Source organism: Gallalistipes aquisgranensis (assembly GCF_014982715.1).
Classification (GTDB): domain Bacteria; phylum Bacteroidota; class Bacteroidia; order Bacteroidales; family Rikenellaceae; genus Gallalistipes; species Gallalistipes aquisgranensis.
In genome coordinates this window covers 575,531-595,885 of the sequence record NZ_JADCJY010000001.1, presented here as the reverse complement: position 1 = coordinate 595,885, position 20,355 = coordinate 575,531, and the positions used below count along the sequence as shown (strand labels likewise).

Here is a 20,355-nt window from a genome sequence, read left to right as displayed (position 1 = left end):
ATGACACCTATTTTATTAGCCTATTTCGGCGTGGCCCTGATGGTGGGCCTGGCGGGTATCGGCAGCGCCTACGGAACGACGATCGCCGGCAATGCGGCGGTGGGCGCGATGAAGAAGAACAGCGGCGCCTTCGGCAACTACATGATCCTCTCGGCCCTGCCGGGCAGCCAGGGTCTGTACGGATTCGTCAGCTACTTCATGATCAAGGATTTCCTCACCCCGGAGATCACCATGACGCAGGCGGCCGCCATCCTCGGGGGCGGTCTGATCATGGGCTTCGTCGGCCTGCTCAGTTCGGTCCGCCAGGGCCAGACCTGCGCCAACGGCATCGCGGCCATCGGCAACGGCCACAACGTATTCGGTAATACGTTGATCCTGGCCGCCTATCCCGAGCTGTACGCCATTCTGGGCGTAGCCGCCGTCTTCCTCATCAGTACGGCGATCTGATTTCCGGTCATCCCAAACAGAAAGGAAGACCCCGGAGTGATCCGGGGTCTCCCTTTCTGTTTCCGTTCCCGGCCGGAACAACCGTCACCTTCCAATCCGGCAACATCTACAATCCCCGCAGTTCGTTGACCGTCTCGATCAGGGCCACAACGTTTTCCACCGGCACATTCGCCTGTATGTTATGAACGGTGTTAAGTACGAACCCGCCTCCCTCGCCGAAAATATCGACCTGGCGGCGGACATGGTCGGCCACCTGCCGCGGCGTACCGAACGGCATTACCTGCTGCGTGTCGATTCCGCCCCAGAACACCAGCCGATCACCGAAGCGATCCTTCAGTTCGTGAGGGTCCATGTTCCGGGCATTCACCTGCACCGGATTGAATATGTCGAATCCGGCGTCGATCAGAGCCGGCAGCAGAGGCATCATCGAACCGCACGAATGCTTGAATATCTTCCAGGTAGTATTCCGGTGAATCCAGTCGTTCAGCCGCCTGTAATGCGGCAACCACAGCTCGCGGAACGTCTCCTCGGAACAGAACTGCGACTCCTGCGAACCGAAATCGGTACCGCAGGTATAGATCACGTCAACCTTCTCTCCGACAGCCTTCCACAACCGTTCGCAGTTGGCGATGGCATAGTCCACCTGCCGGTCGAACAGCCGGTGGATATAGTCGGGCCTCAACAAAGTGGACATATACCATTCCGATACGCTCCGGATACCTCTCGGACGACTGAGAGCCGGTCCCGAAATGAAGGCGACATCCCCCAGAGCCGTCCCGACATAGGAGAGGACGACCGCCCGGCCCGTCGCCGCCGCCCGTTCCACCGCACTGACGAAGCAGGCGAAATCCTCGTCTCCGATCAGACCGTATTCTTCCAGATTGTCCTCCGGGTCCAGCCGGGCGTCGTCCACAGTCCCGCACCGTTCGACGGCATTCATGAAATAGCATTTATCCGGCAACACTCCGGAAGGGGGCACCGAACGGTCTCCCCGGGGATATATCCAGATATTCCGGTCGGTGTCGGGCGTCAGATCATAGGTGTCGGGTAGCAATACAGTCTGTCCCCAAGGCGTTCTCTGTTCGTGCAGACGGCGGGTATCGCACCCGAAAAAATCGCGGCATCCGATGGCTGGCTCGCAATCGACATGCATGATCCGTTTCAGTTCTTCATCCACTTCACCCAACATCTGAAGCGTCTCCACGATCCGTACGGGACGACGTTCCAGACCGTAATGGTCGCGTAACGCCTCCACGACCTTACAATGAATGCCCGTCACGGCCGTAGCGCCGAAATCGACAGGAAAACGATCCGGCCGTTCATGCGAAAGGACCTTTCCGACCCGCTGTTTCGATGGTTCCATAATCCGAATAATATAAAAACAGTTGATCCCGGAAAACAGGCTCTCCGCAGAGACACGGAGAGCCCGCCGGAGCATCTAAAGGTCCAGCCGTTTCACATCCCCGGCAAAGAGAGTCTGCGGCAGACCATAAAAATCCATGAAATCACCGGCCGATATCTGACCCGGATAGGGTGCATAATAATGATTCGGACGCTCACGGGCATTTCTCCACACCAACACGTAGGAAACCGGATAGCGGTCAAGAACGGGATGCAGCACGCGCGTCCACCACGTAGAGTCGGGCACGGTTTCGAAACCCGTTTCGGTCACCGCAATCGGTTTGTCATGCAGTTTCGACATGCCGACGAGCCGTTTCAGATTGTCGTCCATTACACGCACATAATCCTCCTCACCCGCCGTTCCGTTCAACTGATAGTAGTCGAAACCGAGCAGATCGACACGGTCGTCGCCCGGATAACGGGCTTCCGAGTCCTCCTGCGGAGCACCGCCGGCCGGAGAATAGGCATAGAGCAAATGGCGAAGCCCCTTCTTCCGCAGGTAATCGTGGGTCATCGTCCAAAGCTGCCGATACTCTTCCGGCGTACAATGTTCCTTTCCCCACCAGAACCAACTGCCGGTGTGTTCGTGCCACGGCCGGAACAGAATCGGGACCTTCACTCCTTCTGCCGTTTCGAAACTGTCGAGATAGGAAGCCAGACGATCCAGCCATCCGAGAAATTTCTGATGATTGGCCCCGCCGGGCAAAACAGATGCCACCACGGCCGTTCCTCCGCTCGTGTCCCACGAACTGCCGCCCGTGAGAGGGTTGTCGAGATGCCAACTGACCGTGTTGATACCTCCGCGCTCGAAATGTTCGATGCAGGCGGAGCGGATACGGTCGAACGGTACGCTGTCCAAACTGACCGGATCACCCAACTCGATATGGCCGATCTCCCATCCGCACACGGCCGGATAGTCGCCGCAGACGCTCTTCACGTCGCTCCGGTCCCTGTCGCCGTCCCAGCCGATGCCATAGACCGTCGCATCCTGATGTCCGAACATATATCCCTTTTGCGGCACTTCGCGTAATGTCCGAAGAAGGCATTCCGTCTCGGGCGTCAACGCGTCGCCGTCCCGTTCACAGCAGGCGGACAGAAGCACCGCCGCACCCAGTATAATAACCGATTTTTTCATCTCCATAGTTATTTACCGATGTGATCGACCACATTCCGGCACCCGCGCAACATCACGGCCGGCAATTCCGGATTGGAAGGCGACGGCGCTGCCGTCATGTTGTTCAGCCGAAGATTATCCACTTTTACCGCCTCGATGGCATGCGTATAATGCGGCCGGTCCACTCCGTCCCAACCGATATTGCCCTGGTTGAAATAGACATTTTTCGCATTCTCGATATAAATCACGGGAATGTCCGATTTGAAAATCTCCTTTCCGGGGACCGTACAGGGCCGCAGGTCGAAATTACCGCCGCTCACTGCCTCCAAAGGACTTCTGCGCAGCACGAAATCAAAATTGTTGAAATAGACGTTTTCGATCTTGCTCTCGTCCGAGGCATACATCAGCACGGCATTCTCGCCGTTGCAGGTGACGTTGGTGAAGTTGATGTTACGGATCTCGCCGATCGGATTGTCGGGTACCCCGCGCAGGGCGGATATCTTGATCGGCTCGCCGTTGCCCCACCAGTCGCCCGTATGCATGCGGGTTTCGATCCGGATATTGGTGAAGTTCACGTTCTGGATCGACCCCGAATCGCGCACCGTGAGGTTGATACCGCAATTCGAATCGAAGATCGTAATATTGTCGAAATTATAGTTCGACATGTGGTTCTGGTCCCATCCTCCGATCCGGATCGCACTCGAACGCGACTGGAAAATACAGTTCGATACATTGATGTTGCGCGACGGCATCAGCACGTTTTTGAATCCCGGATCGTCGAAATGATGGGCGTATCCGGCCAGTACGATCGCGTCGTCACCGCATTTGAAGATACAGTCGGAGACGTTCACATCCTGACAGGAGACGATATCCAGCCCGTCGCTGTTAGGAATCAACAGATTGTTGTCGATCGACACTCCCGAAACGGTCACCTTCGTACAGTTGACCAACAGGATCGTCCAATAAGGGGCATCAATGCAGTCGAAATCGCGGAGCGTCACGTTGCGGCAGCCGCTGAAAACCACCATCTGGTGATAACGGTCTTTCGGATTGACGGGACCATCGCCCAACCCGTTCTCCACCTTACGGAAATCGTACCCCTGACGGATATACTTGTTGACTTCACCGACGATCCTCTTGGCCACATCCTTCTCCATGAATTCCATTCCCTGACCGAAAATCCGTCCTTCACCCGTGATAGCCACGTTCTCCGCATTTTCGGTATAGAACACTCCGGCCGGATGCTTGGCCTTCTCGGGCACCTTGTACTGCGACAGATCGGTGGTGGCCACCAGAACGGCCCCCCGCCGGAGGTTGAACTCCACATCGGAGCGCAGGCTTAACGTACCGACCAGGTACTGTCCGCTCGGCACGCTCACCACACCGCCGCCTTCCTCGTGGCAACGGTCTATGGCTGCCTGTATCTCTTTCGTAGTCAAAGTCTTCCCGTCGTTTTTCGCCCCGAAATCCATCACATCGTACACCCCGGCCGAGACCGTCAGAACCGTCCCCGTCATCAGGGCCGATAAAATCATTCGTTTGATCTTCATTTTCTGTTTCGTTGATTGTTAGAGGGGACCGTAGCCCCATGCCGGACACGGGCCTACGGTCCTATATACAATTTTTTCCGTTTATCTCTACTGCCCGTCGGGATATTGCAGGTACGGGCCGTCCGTGATATAGATCTGATCTATGTTAAGTTTCATCTGCGGATTGACGAAAACGCCGCCGGCGGTCGTCGTGCCGTCCCAGTAACCGGCATTGATCTGTTTGAGGATCAGTTCCACCGTATTGATATAACCGTTCGGATCGAACGTATTGCCGTTTCCGGTCCAGTTTTCGTTCAGAATAGTCGAAAGACGGGCACTCACCCATTGCCACTCACCCTTCGTTGCGCGGAGAGTCCACGCATCGTCCGGATTGTCGGTCGAACCGGGAGTGAAATACCCTCCGAACGTCGTGCCGTTCTGAACCACCGAGAACTGGAAATTACCAATGTTGTCGGCACTGTTGTACAGGAACGTCACGTGCGGATCGTTGAACATGATCAGATCGACACCCGGTGTGTATTCCACCTTGACCGACCCGAGGTGATCCCAGTTGGAGGCGATGTTCTGCGCATAGAAACTCAGGTAATAGTTTCCTCCCTGCGGAGCCGGAGCTATACCTTCCCGGTTGATCTGCACCGTGTAATTCGAGAAAGCGGCGGCCGGTACGAAATGCGTCTTCTGATCCTCAAAATCCATCAGTAACAGGTCGGGTTCGGGTACATACGGATCGGGCTTGTTTTCGATGGCCAGTTCGGCCGACTCGATCGTATTTCCGAGAACGGTTCTCAGCACGATTTTCGAAGAGGTTCCAGCCAGGTCGGACGGCATCATCTGCACGAGGCGCTCGGGTGACTGCGATGTATAATTGACCGAGAACGTGGTATCGCCGATCGTGATCTCGGTCACCAGATCCACATTCCGCCCACGCATCACCAGCGGACGCCCCCGGTAGATCTTCTCGGGCCACTCGTCCACTGCGATCTCCTCCGCAGACGGGTAATTGGGCATGATGACGATGTTCTCCTCATTCTGGTTCAGATAGGCATTGCGAATGACGATCGGAGCACCGGTGAAGATACGAGGCAGAACCGCCTTGATTTCCGTCTCGGTCTCCGAGGTGACGGTCATCGAAATGCCGTCGATGCTCACCGTGTTCGGAGCGGCGAAATTTTTTCCCGTAATCGTGATCTCGCTGCCTACGGAAGGATTTTCCGTCACGGAGACAACGACCGGAATCGGATAATTCAGATCGGAATGAGTTCCGAAGTCATCCTCCTTACAAGCAGCGAGAGCGAGCGTGCAGGAGACGACCATGAATAATTTGCTGTATGTTTTCATCTCTTTGTCTTTGTCTGATCGGTTAGCCTATTACATCGGATTCTGTTCCAGTCCCCAACCCGAAACCTCTTCCGAAGGGATCGGTATCACGGGCACGCCGCGCAACTGGCGGCGCTCGAAATTGGCTCGGGTCGCAACGTCCAGCGTCTCCGCATAGTCGCCCCAACGTACTAAATCCCAGTATCGCAGCGACTCCATGGCAAGTTCCACACGGCGCTCATGTTTGATGGCGTCGAGCAAAGCCTCGCCGGTCACCGTATCCTCTATATCGGGCAGGTTATCGGAAAAACCGGTAGGCGAATAAATATTGGTCCCGGCAATATATCCTTTCGGATAGGCCGACTTACGGGCCCGTTCGCGCACCTTGTTGACATAATCGCGGGCCGTATCCTCATCATTGAGATGGTAGGCCGCCTCGGCCTTCATCAACAGCACGTCCGAATAGCGCAGGATACGCTGGTTGGAAGGCGAATCGGACTGGTTCGATGGGCGCAGCGAAGGTTCGATGGCCAGTTTGCGGGCATGATACCCCGTCAGATAGTCGGTGGTCTGGTCCACTTCCTGGAACACACCGTAAAGATAGGGCGTGATACCGTTGCCGTGCACCGTGCACTCCCGGCGCGGATCGTTCGCCTCGAACTCATCCACCAGGTCCTGTGTCGGGCAGTTGAAACCCCAACCCCATTCCGGATTTTCGGTCGTACCGCGGTTGGCCACATAAATACCCGAACAGCTTCCCTGATTCTCGAAATTGTAACCGGTATTGGTCGTGGCGTATTGGATTTCGAACAGCGATTCTGCACAATTCTCTCCCTCGGCCTCGAACACCTCGCCGAAATTGGGCAGCAAGCGGAAATATCCCGACCGTTCGATCTCGTCGCACAAGTCATACACATCCTGCCAGGCCGATTCGGGCATGCACTTGAACATTCCTATCGCATACATCACCACCCGTGCATGGAGCCCCTTGGCGGCGTAACGGGTCGCACGTCCCAGGTCTTCGGCCGAATAGCTCTCGGGAAGCACCTTTCCGGCATCCTTCAGATCGGTGATGATATGGGAGATCACCTGATCGAAAGGCGTACGGCCCAGACTGCCCATTTCGTCCACCGCCACCGGCTTCGAGGCATAGGGAATGTCGCCGAACAGTTTCACCAACGTGAAATAGGAAAAAGCGCGGATAAATTTCGCCTCGGCAATAAACTGGTCGCGTTTGTCGGGATCGAATGTTACAGAAGGAAGTTTCTCGATCGCTACATTGGCCCGATGAATGGCACGGTACCAGGCCGTCCAGGTATTGGTCAGATAGGAATTGGTACTGAGTGCGGTCCACTTTTTCAACTCCTGCATGTCGTTGGCGTCCGTGGCGGTACCGCCACCCTTCCAGACATCGTCCGACATGACATCGCCGTATATCCACTGGTAGGTGGAGAGATCGTCCTCATAGGTGAGACCGTTATAGCAGGCGATGATCGCCATGTTGGCATTGTCGAGATCGTCATAGTATTCCGGAGTGTCGGCATTCTGCCCGAGCACCGGCTGCTCGAGGAAATCGGAACAGGAAGTCGCCAGCACCATGACGGAAACCAGTCCCGCAGCAAACGATATAAAGTTCTTTTTCATGGTCGTAATGTTAGAAAGTTAGATTGATACCCACCGTAAAGGTCCGGGGCAGCGGCGTACCGCCCACGTCGGAACCGGCGACGAGCGGATCGCCCCACTGGTCGGTCACGTCGGGATTGTAACCCGTATATTTGGTAAACGTGTAGAGGTTGTCGATCGACAGATAAACACGAAGATTCGACATCTTCGCCCGTTTGATCCATTTCGTCGGGAAATCATAGCCGAACTGCAGGTTACGGATACGGAAATAGCTTCCGTCCTCGATATAGCGGTCCGAGAAACGCATGTTCTCGGCCATGTTCGCCGTGGTCAGACGGGGCTGGTTGTTGTACGGGGTATCTTCCGTCCAGCGGTCGTTGTAATACTTGTAAAGGATATTTTTGTCCATCTGAGTCGAGTAGAGGTCGTAGAGGTTCATGTTGGCGATCTGGTTGCCGTACACGAAGTCCGCGAAACACGAGAGGAAAAAGCCCTTGTAGGCCGCACCGAGACTGAGTCCTCCATTGAACTTCGGCATGTAGCTGCCCAGATAGTCCAGGTCGCCTTCGTCGATCTGGCCGCTGCCATCACGGTCGATGTATTTCACGTCGCCCACCTTCGCATTCGGTTGGAGGGGCTGACCGTCCTTGTTCACGTGAGCAGCCAGTTCCTCGGCGGTATGGAAGATGCCGTCGGTCCGGTACCCGTAGTAGTAGGCTATTTCGCGGCCCTCTTCCGTACGCGAAGTACCCGTAAGGCGGGAATCATAAACCGTCTTGACGATCGGGGCGCTGCCGCCCAGCGAAGTCACCTTGTTGCGGATGAAACTCATGTTCAACCCCACGTTGTAGGAAAACTCGCCGATCCGGTTGGTATGGTTAAGCGAAAACTCGAAACCGCTGTTGCGCATCGACCCCACATTGGCCGGGGCAGGGTCGGCACCGGCGTAGGCAGGCACAGGAGGCGTGATGATCATGTCTTTCGTATCCTTCACGAAATAATCGAGCGTGGCAGTCAGCTTACCGTCGAAGAACCCGGCATCGACACCGACATTGAACTGTTCCGCCGTTTCCCACCGCAGATCCTCGTTCGACAGGGTGGTCGGAATACGGCCCTCGTAGACCTGGCCCCCGAGGACATACTTGAGGTTATTGGCAATGACAGCCTGATAGGCACCGATACCGACGCTCGCTTGATTACCCACCTGTCCCCAACCGGCACGCAGTTTCAATTGGTTCAGAGGTTTCCAGTCACGGAGAAACGATTCCTCGGCCATATTCCAACCCACGGATACCGAAGGGAAAAAATCGCTGCGGTGGTCCTTCGGAATCCGCGACGAAGCGTCATGCCGCAGGGTGGCCGTCAGCAGATAGCGGTCCTTAAACGAGTAATTCACCCGGGCGAACTGCGAGAACAACGTACTGATACCCTGGTCGGAATCGGCATTATAATTATTCGATTTGGCCGCAGAGATATAGCGCATGTCGGCATTCTCGGCCACGTCATAAGCCGTGGCCGTTATCGAAGTGTAATTGTCCTTAGTGGCCTCCACACCCAGCATGGCCGTCAGCCGGTGGGCCCGCGGCAGGCTGAAATTATAGGTGGCCACATTCGACCACACCCAGTTGAAAGAGTTCTGGCGGAATTCGCTCAATTCGCTCAGATCGTTCTTCTCCTGCTGACTCACATAATATTCGGGCACATAATCCGAATTCCGGGTAAACGTGTAGTCGCCGCTGAACGTGCTGCGGAACGAAAGTCCCTTGAGAATATCCACGTTCAGGTAGAAATTACCCACGAACTTGTTTCCGTGGCGCTTTTTGTAACGCTCCTGGTCTATGACGCGCACGGGGTTGTTGTCCTGCCCCATCGTACGGAACCAATTACCTTCCTGATCGTAAACAGGCGACACGGGAGCCGCCCGGCTGGCCAGCGTCAGTGCCGAACCGTACATATTGCTCAGGTCCTGTCCGCTCATGTCGTAGTCGACAAAGGCAATGTCGGAACCGACCGTCACCGACTTGTGCAGTTGATATTCGGTATTGAACTTCAGGAAAAGTTTGTCCACAAAACTGTTTTTCAGTACACCCTCTTCCGAATTGTAGGTGGCAGAGAGATTGTAGCGCACTTTCGACGAGCCGCCGCGTACAGCGATATTGTAATTCTGCACCGTGGCCGTACGAAGCACCTCCTTCTGCCAGTCGGTTCCGCCCAGATTATTGTCGATCACATAGTTCAGCATGGCCAGGTCGTTGGTGTTCATCGTGGCGTTGTCGTTCGCATAAGCCTCGATACGCGCCTTGGCATAGTCGGTCGCATTGAGCACATCCAGATACCGGCTCGATTTACGGATACCGAAATAAGCGTTGACCGACACACTGGTCGGGCGGTCGGCACCCTTCTTCGTGGTGATCAGGATCACGCCGTTCGAACCGCGCGAACCGTAGATCGCACTGGAAGAAGCATCCTTCATGATCTCCATCGACTCGATGTCCGAAGGAGCCAGGTAGGAGATGTCGGTCGTCTGGTAGCCGTCCACCACATAAAGAGGATCGGAATTGTTGATCGTACCGATACCCCGGATACGGATTTTGGTCTGTCCGTCCGGCGAACCGCTCGAGACAACCTGTACACCGGCCGTACGCCCCGCCAGAGAGGCACCGACATTGGGCGTAGAAAGGATGTTCAGATCCGCTCCCTTCACAGTGGCCACAGAACCCGTCAGGTCACTTTTGCGCACAGTACCGTAACCAACCACGACCAGTTCGTCCAAACTCACCGACGAAGGCTCCAGTTCGATTGTCATGCCGTCGGCAGCGACTACGGTCCGGGAGACGTATCCCAGGTAACTGACCGAAAGCTGGGTCCCGGGGGCTACCGACAACGTAAATTCGCCTTTCACATCAGTCGAAGTCCCGACGCTCGTATTGGCCTGGGAGACCACAGCCACCCCGACCAGCGCTTCCTTCGTGGTCTTGTCAATGACACGCCCCTTGATCCTGTCCGCTTCCTTGGCATACGATATCGTCGCCAGACACACGGAGAGAATCAGCAAGAATAATTTTCTCATAGTGTTCATTATTAAGTTAAAGATTAGTTCAAATTCCGCCTGCGAAAAGAGTCCGGACGACAAGGGCCGCCGCATCCATAAAGCCGGATGGCGCATCCCGATCGGTTTTTCCGGAACAGCCATCCGTTCCGACACGCATCCGACCTACACGCTCCGTCCCTCCGTCTGCAACCTTACCCCCGCCTTTCCGGTAAATCCGTCCGCACGACAATTCAGCGGTACTGTCCGGGTGTCAACCATATTTATTGCAAAAATAAGAGATAAAGTCGCGTATATATCATATTATAAAAACCAATAATGATACTTTTTTATCATTCGGTTTTTTTCAAGAAAAAATCGTTTGGAGAAACGGAAAATATCCCATAGTTTTGCTCTACATAAAAGGTAAATATCTCTGTATCGTGAATTCATCGCTGTTGTCCGCGAGAGTGTCAACCCGAACAAACAACGAACATTCGATTGGTTACAAAGATGTTAAAAGCAAAACCGAAACACAGGAAATTCTTTCCTTCCGACACAGAAGGAGACGGACACCCTCCGAAACGGCTTCGCGGAAAAGATGGGTACAGAATTCCCAGTCCTACCGTCCGCATCGGAACAGAAATCCACTCTTCCAAACATTAACAAGGAATAAATTCATTTTTCGGTATTTTTTTAACATCATCCGGCACTATTCTCCCGACCGGTTTTTCTGCCCGGAAAGGGGATCGGAACGGATTCCATTCGAAAAAAACACAAACAGATGAAAAAACTGTTATTTGCACTATTGCTGTACGGCCTCGCCGGATGCACTGCAGGGAAAACGGACCGGTTCATCCGGGTGAAGGACGGCCGGTTCTACAAAGGGGAAACGCCCTATCACTTCGTAGGGACAAACCTCTGGTACGGAGCCATTCTCGGTTCGCAGGGCGAAGGCGGCAATCGGGAAAGACTGCTGCGTGAGCTCGACTTTCTGAAAGAGAACGGGGTAGACAACCTCCGCATTCTGGTCGGAGCCGACGGCCCGGAAGGGGTGACGGCGAAAGTCGAACCGACTTTGCAACGCGCCCCGGGCCAATACAATGACGAGATTCTCGACGGGCTCGACTTTCTGATGGCCGAACTCGGCAAACGGGAGATGTATGCCGTGCTCTATCTGAACAACTCGTGGGAGTGGTCGGGCGGCTACTCCCAATATCTCGAATGGGCCGGAGCGGGCCCGGTCAAAATCCCCGCCATAGACGGCTGGAACGCTTTCACGGAATATGTGGCCCAATACGCAAAAAACGAACGGGCCCAGGCTCTTTTCGCCCGGTACGTGGAAGACATCGTAAACCGTACGAACCGTTACACGGGTGTGAAATACACCGACGACCCGGCTCTTATGGCATGGCAGATCGGGAACGAACCCCGCGCATTCGGAGACGACAACAAGGAGGCCTACCGGCAGTGGATGGCAGACATCGCCGCACGGATACGGGCGCTCGACCCGAACCACCTTATCTCGACCGGCAGTGAAGGGAAAGCCGGCACGGAAGGAGATATCGGACTTTGGGAAGCCATCCACGCCGATCCGAACATCGACTACATGACCATCCACATCTGGCCCTACAACTGGGGCTGGATCGGAAAGGAAAACATGCGGGAAAACCTCTCCTCCGCCATTGCCAACTCCAAAGAGTATATCGACGAGCACCTGGCGATAGCCTCCCGGCATCGCAAACCGGTTGTAATGGAAGAGTTCGGTTTCCCGCGCGACGGACTGGCCTGCGACAGGACAACCTCCACCTCAGGCCGGGACACTTACTACGAAGCCATATTCTCCTACATACACGACAATATGTGTAACGGCGGCCTGTTCGCCGGCTGTAATTTCTGGGCCTGGGGAGGTTTCGCCGCACTGTCGGACGATCCATCGAAATGGCGCAGAGGGGACGACTACACCGGCGATCCGGCACAGGAACCGCAGGGATTGAACTCGGTATTCAGTTCCGACACCACCACGATCGAACTCATCCGCAAGTATTCCGGTTTGCTCAGCGGCCGACAGGCAGAGACCGCCGCTCCGTCAACCGAACAATAACACTATTCCAAAACAACGATGAACGAAACATCCTTCAGAGAAAAGATCCGGGCTCGCCAACGGAAATTGGAGGCGCTGCTGACCCGGAAGAACGAGCCGGCGGATTCGAACGGCGTATGGACCCGCTACAAATATCCCGTCCTGACACGAGAACACGCCCCCCTGCACTGGCGCTACGACCTGAATCCCGAGACCAATCCTTTCTGCATGGAACGCATCGGCGTCAATGCGGTATTCAATGCCGGCGCCATTAGGTTCAACGGCAAATACGCCTTAGTCGTACGGGTAGAGGGAGCCGACCGCAAATCCTTTTTCGCCGTCGCCGAAAGCCCGAACGGCATTGACAATTTTCGTTTCCGGGACAAACCTATCGTCATGCCTGAAACGGACGATCCTGACGTGAACGTTTACGACATGCGACTCACAGCCCACGAAGACGGCTGGATCTACGGCATATTCTGCTCCGAGCGGAAAGACCGGAGCAGGCCCGGCGACCTTTCGGCCGCGGTAGCCACAGCGGCCGTAGCCCGCACGCACGACCTGGTCCGATGGGAGCGTCTGCCCGACATTCGGTCCGCCTCGCAGCAACGCAATGTAGTGCTTCATCCGGAGTTCGTCGATGGAAAATATGCGCTGTACACCCGTCCGCAAGACGGTTTCATCGACGCCGGCAGTGGCAGCGGAATCGGCTGGGCGCTGGTCGATGACATTACGAATGCCGTGATCAGGGAAGAAAAGACCATAGACCGCCGGTATTACCACACCGTCAAGGAGTTGAAGAACGGAGAAGGCCCCCATCCGATCAAAACCCCGCAGGGGTGGCTCCACATCGCCCACGGCGTGCGGATGTGCGCGGCCGGGCTCCGATACGTTATCTATATGTACATGACGGCACTCGACGACCCGACCAGGGTGATTGCCGAACCGGCCGGACACCTGCTCGCACCCGTCGGCGAAGAACGGGTCGGAGACGTTTCGAATGTACTGTTCACCAACGGATGGATCGCCGACGAAAACGGAACCGTCTACATCTATTACGCCTCCTGCGACACGCGGATGCATGTGGCCACCTCCACCGTCGAGCGGCTTGTGGACTACTGCATGCACACCCCTGCCGACGGATTCCGTTCGGCCGCTTCAGTGGCACGCATCAACGAACTGATCGAACGGAACAGGCCGTTCATGGAACTTCTGAAACCGTGACGTCATGGGAAACAGCGCGACAAAGGTAACACTCAAGGAAAAAATCGGCTACGGGCTGGGCGACGCCGCCTCTTCCATCTTCTGGAAACTGTTCGGCATGTACCTGCTTTTTTTCTACACGGACGTGTTCGGCATGCCGGCCGCCGCAGTGGGGACGATGTTCCTCATCACCCGCATCTGGGATTCGCTCGTCGATCCGGTCGTAGGCATACTCGCCGACCGCACCCGTACCCGCTGGGGACGCTTCCGCCCCTTCATCCTCTGGTTCGCCGTTCCGTTCGGCGTGCTGGGCATCCTGACCTTCACGACGCCCGATTTCGGAATGACCGGAAAAATCGTATGGGCCTATGTCACCTACACGCTGATGATGATGGTCTATTCCACGGTCAACGTGCCCTACGCTTCGCTGTTGGGCGTCATATCCCCCGATCCGGACACGCGCACCGAACTCTCCTCCTACCGTATGATCTTCGCCTTTCTGGGTAGTATCCTTGTCTTGACCTTCATCGAACCGCTCGTACACTATTTCAGCCGGTTCGGTGGACAGGCGGCCGGATGGCAGTATGCGGTAACGCTCTTCGCAATCATCACGGTCCTGTTCTTCTTCTGCACGTTCCGTTGGACGCGCGAACGGGTGATTCCGGTCAGAACGGAAAAAAATTCCCTGAAAGAGGATGTCTCCGACCTGTTCCGCAACCGTCCGTGGTGGATACTCTTCGCGGCCGGGGTCGGGGCACTGATCTTCAACTCGATCCGGGACGGTGCCGCAGCCTACTATTTCAAATATTACGTGGAAGCCGCCCGTAGCGAAACCGGCCTCGGATTTACGGGGCTGTCGTTCTCGCTGACCACACTTTACCTCGTGCTCGGACAGGCGGCCAACATTCTGGGCATCATTCTGGTTGTACCCGTTTCGAAACGGATCGGGAGGAAAATGGCCTACCTGTGGGCGATGGCAGGAGCGGCCGTGCTGAGCGTACTGTTCTTTTTCGCCGGACCGAACGATGTATGGATGATGATGGGCCTTCAAGTGCTGATCAGCATGTGCGCCGGGTCCATTTTCCCGCTGTTGTGGTCGATGTACGCCGACACGGCCGACTGGTCCGAAGTCAATACGGGCCGGCGTGCCACCGGTCTCATCTTCTCCGCATCGAGCATGTCGCAGAAGTTGGGCTGGACTTTCGGAGGAGCCGTAACCGGATGGCTACTCGCCTATTTCGGATTCGAGGCCAATACGACGCAGACACCCGAAGCCCTCAACGGTATCCGCATGATGCTGAGCCTGTTGCCGGCAGCCAGTGCCGTCCTCGGAGTGGTCTTCATCTCGATCTATCCGCTCAGCGAAAAGAAAATCAACGAGATACAGAACGAACTCAAAAAACTGCGCCATGAATCCTAAAGCAATACGACTGGCTGAATCGCTGCGGACAGAACTTCTCGACAACATTCTGCCCTTTTGGATCACCCGCACGCAGGACGAGAAAAACGGCGGTTTCTACGGGCAGGTGACGTTCGACGGGACCCGGGTTCCCGACGCCCCGAAGGGAGCGGTGCTCAACACCCGCATTCTGTGGACCTTTTCAGCGGCTTACCGGGTGTTCAAACGCCCGGAATACCTCGAAATGGCGACCCGCGCCCGCGATTATGTCCTCGACCGCTTCATCGACCGGGACTACGGCGGCATCTACTGGTCTCTGGATCACGAAGGCCACCCGCTCGACACGAAGAAGCAGAGCTATGCCATCGGATTCGCCATCTACGGTCTGAGCGAATACCACCGTGCCACGGGAGACGAACGGTCGCTCCGAGCCGCAATCGAACTGTTCCGCTCGCTGGAGGAACATGTCCACGACCCCGTGAACGGAGGCTATTTCGAAGCGTTCGGACGCGACTGGTCGCCGATCGAAGACATGCGTCTGAGCGAAAAGGACGAGAACCTGAGCAAAACGATGAACACGCACCTGCATATCATCGAACCTTATACGAACCTCTACTGCGTCTGGCACGATCCGCTGCTCGGGCAGCGACTGCGGGAACTGCTCTCGATCTTCGCCGAAACGATCGTCGATCCCGAGACAGGACATCTGGGGCTCTTTTTCGACGATGCATGGAACCTGCAAAGCAATACCGTCTCTTTCGGACACGACATCGAAGCCTCATGGCTGCTCCACGAAACGGCGCTGGTGTTGGGCGACCACGATACGCTGCAGCGTATCGAACCGCTCGCCAAGAAGATCGCACAGGCAGCCGCAGAGGGACTCCGGCCCGACGGAAGCATGATCTACGAATTCGACCGCACGACCGGACGCTACGACCACGACCGCCACTGGTGGGTACAGGCCGAAACGGTAGTCGGATATTTCAACCTCTACCACCATTTCGGTGACGAGACCGCTCTGGAACGGGCGGTAGAGGCATGGCAGTACATCGACGCACATTTTTCCTTGCGGCCGGCCGGAGAGTGGCTCTGGAGTATCCACGGAGACGGCCTCGTGAACACGGAAGGAGACCGCGCCGGATTCTGGAAATGTCCGTATCACAACAGCCGCATGTGTCTCGAACTGATCGGGCGCACAGGCATCCCGGTCGGAGGGAAATAGAGGGAAACCATAGCAACAACACAGACATGGAGAAGACAGGAAGCAGCGTATTGCACGAATTGCCGCCCCTTTCCGAGGCGGACTGCATCTACGTGATCGAACGCCGAAAAAGCGAATTCAACTTCCCGATCCATTCTCACACGGAATTCGAGATCAACTACGTGGAGAACGCGACGGGAGCCCTCCGTGTGGTGGGCGATTCGATCGAGGAGATCGGCGACTACGACATGGTGCTCATCACGGGCGAAAACCTCGAACACGCATGGCAGACCCATCATTGCACGACGGGCAACATCCGCGAAATCACGATCCAGTTTTCGGGCGACTGGCTCTCGGGATCGGTGCTCAACAAGAACCAGTTCAAATCCATCCGCGCCATGTTCGAACAGGCCCGCAAGGGAGTGGCGTTCTCGCTGTCCACCATCCTCAAGGTACGTTACCTACTCAATTCGCTCACGCTGGAGGATGTCGGGTTCTATTCCGTACTCAATTTCCTTACGCTGCTGTACGAACTCTCCATTTCGAAAGAGATGCGCACGCTGGCCAGCAATTCGTTCGCCCAACAGAACGGGAGCAGTCTAAGCCGGCGTATCCGCAAGGTGGACAAATTCCTCAAGGAGAACTATTCTCAGGACATCACCCTGAAAGATGCGGCCGCGATCGTCAGCATGAGCGAAGTGGCCTTCAGCCGCTTTTTCACGGCACACGCGGGCAAGACCTTCACGGAGTACCTGGCGGACATCCGGCTCGGACACGTCTCCCGTCTGCTGGTGGACTCCAACAAGAGCATCGCCGAAATATGCTACGAGTGCGGCTACAACAACCTGTCGAACTTCAACCGTATCTTCAAGCGGAGAAAGGGGTGCTCGCCCCGCGATTTCCGCAGCATGTACCGCAAGAAACAACTGATTCTGTAACCACACCAAAACCACAAAGCCATGAATCCAAAACTGAATGAAATACACGCCCGGCTGCGCACACCCCAAACGGCCGACGGACGGATTCCGTTCCACCCGATCCTGATGATGCACGCCTCCCACGTGAGCGGCATGACCTACGAAGAGCTGATGCGCGATCACAAGAAGCTGGTCGCCGCGAATCTGAAATGCCTCGAACTGTACGACCACGACGCCGTAAGCGTGATCTCCGATCCTTACCGCGAAACTGCGGCTTTCGGGGCAGCGATCCGCTTCGCCGGCAACGACTCACCTTCTGCGGAAAAAATCGTGCACGACCGCACCGACATCGACCGCCTCTCCCTGCCGGACGTATACGCTCACGAACGGACCCTCGACCGGATCGAAGGGGTACGGCTGTTCCGCAGGGAACTGGGCAGCAGATTCCCGGTCATCGGCTGGGTAGAAGGTCCGCTGGCCGAAGCAGCCGACCTGATGGGCATGAGCGAAGCGATGATGCAGATGATGCTGGCTCCCGACGACATCCATGCCCTCTGCGACAAGACGCTGGCAATGGGCAAGGCCTTCGCGGCAGCCCAGATCGAGGCCGGAGCAGACATCGTCGGGGTAGGCGACGCGATCTGCTCGCAGATACCGCCAGATATGTACGAGTCATTCGCTTTCGACCGACATCGGGAACTATTCGATTTCATCCATGAAAAAGGAGCCCTTGTCAAGTTGCATATCTGCGGAGACATCACTCACCTGCTCCCTCTCATTGCACGCGAAGGGGCTGACATTCTCGACATCGACTGGATGGTGGACATGGCTGCAGCCCACCGGGCGATGGGGCCGGATGTAATGCTGAGCGGCAACCTCGACCCGGTGGCCGTCATTCTGGAAGGGGACAGGGAGCGGATCGGCGCAGCATACGAAACGGTCCGCAACTCCGTTCCCGCCGAAAACTGGATTCTCTCGGGCGGCTGCGAAATCCCGATGATGACGCCACGGGAAAATATGGTCCTTCTGCGGCAGTTGTCGCTGTAATAGGACCCGGAGACTATCCGGAACGGAGCGCGACTCATTCCGTGCGCTCCGTTTTCTATTTTCCAGCCTCTTCCAGCGTCATCTCGAACGTCTCGGCGGCACCTGCCGGAATCTCCGCTTCGAAGCCGACGATCACCGTACCCTCGTTCGAGGGCTCGTACGGCCGCGCGGGCTTCGTAGGCCAGGTCCTGACCGCGAGGGAGCGCGTTCCTTTGAAACGCATCGTCATCGTCTGCCCCCGCTGGGTGAGCCGGATCGTCTCCGCATCCACGATCTCGGCCTGCGCCGGGGTCACCATGCTGAAACGCAGCACCGCCGGCCGTTCGCCCCCCACGACCCGGTCCTCGACCACCAGCCGCTTCTCATCGACGATCACGGCCTTGCGCACCGCACTTTTCAGATCGGGGAACAGGGCCGACAAGTCCATTCTGCCGCCCAGTTCGCGTCCCTCCCGGTACACCCGTGTAACGGGCACGAATCCGTGCACGTCGTGCAGGCGGCCGTTCACGGTGAGCGTATTGTGAGCGTAGTTATTGTAACGGAATATCGTCCAGCGCTCGGAATTCTGCTTCCGGCCCCAGAGCTTCACGCCCCGGCTCTCCAACGAATTGTAGTCCACCATACCCAGGTCCATCGCCCATCGCAGGCCCCCCGCATCGTAGACGAAAGAGCCCATGTCGAGGTGAGTGTGGCTCAACTGGGCCGACCCGCCCTTCATGGCAAGATACTTGTCCTGCAGATCGTCTTTCCATCCCGTCCGCACCAGCACCACGGGATTGGGTCCTCCGCCCGCCCATACCTTTTCGGCCGGCGGCGCCACCCTGTCGAAATCCAGGCCGCGGGCGAACACCACCAGCGCGGGCAACAGCCGGTCGCGGCCCGGGTCCGAACCGATCAGCCGGCTCTCCGTCCACACCCAGGAGGGATTGCCGTAACGCTGCGCGAACCAGAACATGGCGGGATGCACGTTCACCCCCGGCCCCGAATCGGAATAGTTGAACGCCAGCCCGGAAGGGCCCGTCATATAGAGCATGTAACCGGCCGTCCGGTCGAAACCCGCGAAACGGGAGAGCCCGGCATCCGACCCGAAAGCGTGTTCGAGCGCGGCCAGCATCATCACCTCGAACGAGGTGCCGTATCCCCAGTAGCTGTATCCCTCGGGATAGACGCCGTCGGGCGCGTACATCTCCATCACGCCCGGATTGTTCTCCACGGCCCGGACGATCACCCTCTCCGCGAGCGCCCGGTCGGTGTCGAGCACCGCCAGCGCCCCGTAGACCATCCCCGCGTGGCACACCTGGTTCCAATTGTTCTTGCGCGTGGTGAACATTTGTTCGTACCGAGGCACCAGCGAAGCACCCAGACCCTTCTCCACGATGGCCCGGCGGACATTTTCCTTCGTTCGGGAGGAAAGGTCGCCGTAGAGCCAGTCGTAGCCGATCGCCACAGCCATCGTCATCTCGGCGCAGTCCAGAAAATGGGACGGATTCCAGTCGGAGAATGCACTCACGGCATCGAGTTCCTTCGCGGCCCGTTCCAGATACTCCGTCCGGCCCGTCATGCGGTAGGCATAGGAGAGATAGAATATCCGCTGCAAGGCGTTACGGGAAACCGACAGCATACGCCGCCCGAGCATCTTGCGTTCGAGCACGGGTTTTTCGAGAAATCCGTCGCAGAGTTCGAGTATCCGGGCATGCACCGCACCGAGCGGAGGATTCTCCTTCACGGTTTTCCGGAGCTGCCGCATCTCTTTTTTCCCGAGCAGGATGCGGGGATGCGCCCCTGCCCGATCATAGTCGAACCCCGGGTCCGCAGCTGGCAGACGGACCGGCAGGCAGAAGAGGAAAACGGAGAACAGACAAAGGATCGGTCGCAGAATTTTCATCGGAATCTGAAATTTTAAGGTTTAACGGAGACAAAAATAGCACAATTCTGCGAATATCCGCTTCCGCGGGGCCGTTTTTTCATCCGGAGAGTTGCAGGAACCGGTTCCGCGGCCCGGCCTCCGGACAGAAGAAACGCTCC

The 20,355-nt window shown here is 56.7% G+C and carries 14 protein-coding genes; 7 read left to right on the top strand and 7 right to left on the bottom strand.

Features of this window, described 5'->3' with window-relative positions:
- Window positions 1-447, top strand: coding sequence for a hypothetical protein (locus INF32_RS02130; RefSeq protein ID WP_226386767.1), 447 nt, complete (start codon window positions 1-3; stop codon window positions 445-447).
- A gap of 106 nt (window positions 448-553) precedes the next feature.
- On the opposite strand, the gene INF32_RS02125 is transcribed toward INF32_RS02130, so the two are convergent.
- From INF32_RS02125 to INF32_RS02100, 6 genes are all read right to left on the bottom strand, one after another.
- A complete protein-coding gene (locus INF32_RS02125; RefSeq protein ID WP_226386766.1) occupies window positions 554-1,810 on the bottom strand; it encodes a uroporphyrinogen decarboxylase family protein in 1,257 nt (418 codons plus the stop codon).
- 75 nt (window positions 1,811-1,885) lie between these two features.
- Window positions 1,886-2,983, bottom strand: coding sequence for a glycoside hydrolase family 26 protein (locus INF32_RS02120; protein ID WP_394368314.1), 1,098 nt, complete (start codon window positions 2,981-2,983; stop codon window positions 1,886-1,888).
- Between the two features lie 8 nt (window positions 2,984-2,991).
- Window positions 2,992-4,512, bottom strand: a complete 1,521-nt coding sequence (locus tag INF32_RS02115) for a glycoside hydrolase family 28 protein (protein WP_226386764.1) — start codon at window positions 4,510-4,512, stop codon at window positions 2,992-2,994.
- An 87-nt stretch (window positions 4,513-4,599) separates the two neighbouring features.
- Window positions 4,600-5,850, bottom strand: coding sequence for an IPT/TIG domain-containing protein (locus INF32_RS02110; RefSeq protein WP_226386763.1), 1,251 nt, complete (start codon window positions 5,848-5,850; stop codon window positions 4,600-4,602).
- A gap of 30 nt (window positions 5,851-5,880) precedes the next feature.
- The gene (locus INF32_RS02105) at window positions 5,881-7,473 is read right to left on the bottom strand and encodes a RagB/SusD family nutrient uptake outer membrane protein (RefSeq protein WP_226386762.1); all 1,593 of its coding nucleotides are present in this window, start codon (window positions 7,471-7,473) and stop codon (window positions 5,881-5,883) included.
- A 10-nt stretch (window positions 7,474-7,483) separates the two neighbouring features.
- Window positions 7,484-10,522, bottom strand: coding sequence for a SusC/RagA family TonB-linked outer membrane protein (locus tag INF32_RS02100; RefSeq protein WP_226386761.1), 3,039 nt, complete (start codon window positions 10,520-10,522; stop codon window positions 7,484-7,486).
- A gap of 742 nt (window positions 10,523-11,264) precedes the next feature.
- Here INF32_RS02100 and INF32_RS02095 point away from each other — a divergent pair.
- From INF32_RS02095 to INF32_RS02070, 6 genes are read left to right on the top strand one after another with little or no spacing between them, the layout of a single operon-like run.
- Window positions 11,265-12,584, top strand: a complete 1,320-nt coding sequence (locus INF32_RS02095) for a glycoside hydrolase 5 family protein (RefSeq protein WP_226386760.1) — start codon at window positions 11,265-11,267, stop codon at window positions 12,582-12,584.
- An 18-nt stretch (window positions 12,585-12,602) separates the two neighbouring features.
- Window positions 12,603-13,787 carry a glycoside hydrolase family 130 protein gene (locus tag INF32_RS02090; protein WP_226386759.1) on the top strand — a complete coding sequence of 395 codons (1,185 nt, stop codon included), beginning with the start codon at window positions 12,603-12,605 and terminating at the stop codon, window positions 13,785-13,787.
- Window positions 13,788-13,791: 4 nt separating this feature from the next.
- Window positions 13,792-15,186, top strand: coding sequence for an MFS transporter (locus tag INF32_RS02085; RefSeq protein WP_226386758.1), 1,395 nt, complete (start codon window positions 13,792-13,794; stop codon window positions 15,184-15,186).
- Window positions 15,176-16,387 carry an AGE family epimerase/isomerase gene (locus INF32_RS02080; protein ID WP_226386757.1) on the top strand — a complete coding sequence of 404 codons (1,212 nt, stop codon included), beginning with the start codon at window positions 15,176-15,178 and terminating at the stop codon, window positions 16,385-16,387. Before INF32_RS02085 ends, INF32_RS02080 begins: the two co-directional genes overlap by 11 nt.
- Window positions 16,388-16,413: 26 nt before the next feature.
- On the top strand, window positions 16,414-17,304 hold the full coding sequence (locus INF32_RS02075; RefSeq protein WP_226386756.1) for an AraC family transcriptional regulator: 891 nt from the start codon (window positions 16,414-16,416) through the stop codon (window positions 17,302-17,304).
- A gap of 21 nt (window positions 17,305-17,325) precedes the next feature.
- Complete coding sequence (locus tag INF32_RS02070) at window positions 17,326-18,330, top strand: uroporphyrinogen decarboxylase family protein (protein WP_226386755.1); 1,005 nt, start codon at window positions 17,326-17,328, stop codon at window positions 18,328-18,330.
- A 55-nt stretch (window positions 18,331-18,385) separates the two neighbouring features.
- Here the strand turns inward: INF32_RS02070 and INF32_RS02065 are convergent, their stop codons facing one another.
- The gene (locus INF32_RS02065) at window positions 18,386-20,215 is read right to left on the bottom strand and encodes a heparinase II/III domain-containing protein (protein ID WP_226386754.1); all 1,830 of its coding nucleotides are present in this window, start codon (window positions 20,213-20,215) and stop codon (window positions 18,386-18,388) included.
- Window positions 20,216-20,355 lie beyond the last annotated feature (140 nt).

Bases quoted from the DNA above. Each gene is read 5' to 3' on its own strand.
- INF32_RS02130 (WP_226386767.1), top strand. From the start codon at position 1: ATGACACCTATTTTATTAGCCTATTTCGGCGTGGCCCTGATGGTGGGC.
- INF32_RS02125 (WP_226386766.1), bottom strand. From the start codon at position 1,810: ATGGAACCATCGAAACAGCGGGTCGGAAAGGTCCTTTCGCATGAACGG.
- INF32_RS02120 (WP_394368314.1), bottom strand. From the start codon at position 2,983: ATGAAAAAATCGGTTATTATACTGGGTGCGGCGGTGCTTCTGTCCGCC.
- INF32_RS02115 (WP_226386764.1), bottom strand. From the start codon at position 4,512: ATGAAGATCAAACGAATGATTTTATCGGCCCTGATGACGGGGACGGTT.
- INF32_RS02110 (WP_226386763.1), bottom strand. From the start codon at position 5,850: ATGAAAACATACAGCAAATTATTCATGGTCGTCTCCTGCACGCTCGCT.
- INF32_RS02105 (WP_226386762.1), bottom strand. From the start codon at position 7,473: ATGAAAAAGAACTTTATATCGTTTGCTGCGGGACTGGTTTCCGTCATG.
- INF32_RS02100 (WP_226386761.1), bottom strand. From the start codon at position 10,522: ATGAGAAAATTATTCTTGCTGATTCTCTCCGTGTGTCTGGCGACGATA.
- INF32_RS02095 (WP_226386760.1), top strand. From the start codon at position 11,265: ATGAAAAAACTGTTATTTGCACTATTGCTGTACGGCCTCGCCGGATGC.
- INF32_RS02090 (WP_226386759.1), top strand. From the start codon at position 12,603: ATGAACGAAACATCCTTCAGAGAAAAGATCCGGGCTCGCCAACGGAAA.
- INF32_RS02085 (WP_226386758.1), top strand. From the start codon at position 13,792: ATGGGAAACAGCGCGACAAAGGTAACACTCAAGGAAAAAATCGGCTAC.
- INF32_RS02080 (WP_226386757.1), top strand. From the start codon at position 15,176: ATGAATCCTAAAGCAATACGACTGGCTGAATCGCTGCGGACAGAACTT.
- INF32_RS02075 (WP_226386756.1), top strand. From the start codon at position 16,414: ATGGAGAAGACAGGAAGCAGCGTATTGCACGAATTGCCGCCCCTTTCC.
- INF32_RS02070 (WP_226386755.1), top strand. From the start codon at position 17,326: ATGAATCCAAAACTGAATGAAATACACGCCCGGCTGCGCACACCCCAA.
- INF32_RS02065 (WP_226386754.1), bottom strand. From the start codon at position 20,215: ATGAAAATTCTGCGACCGATCCTTTGTCTGTTCTCCGTTTTCCTCTTC.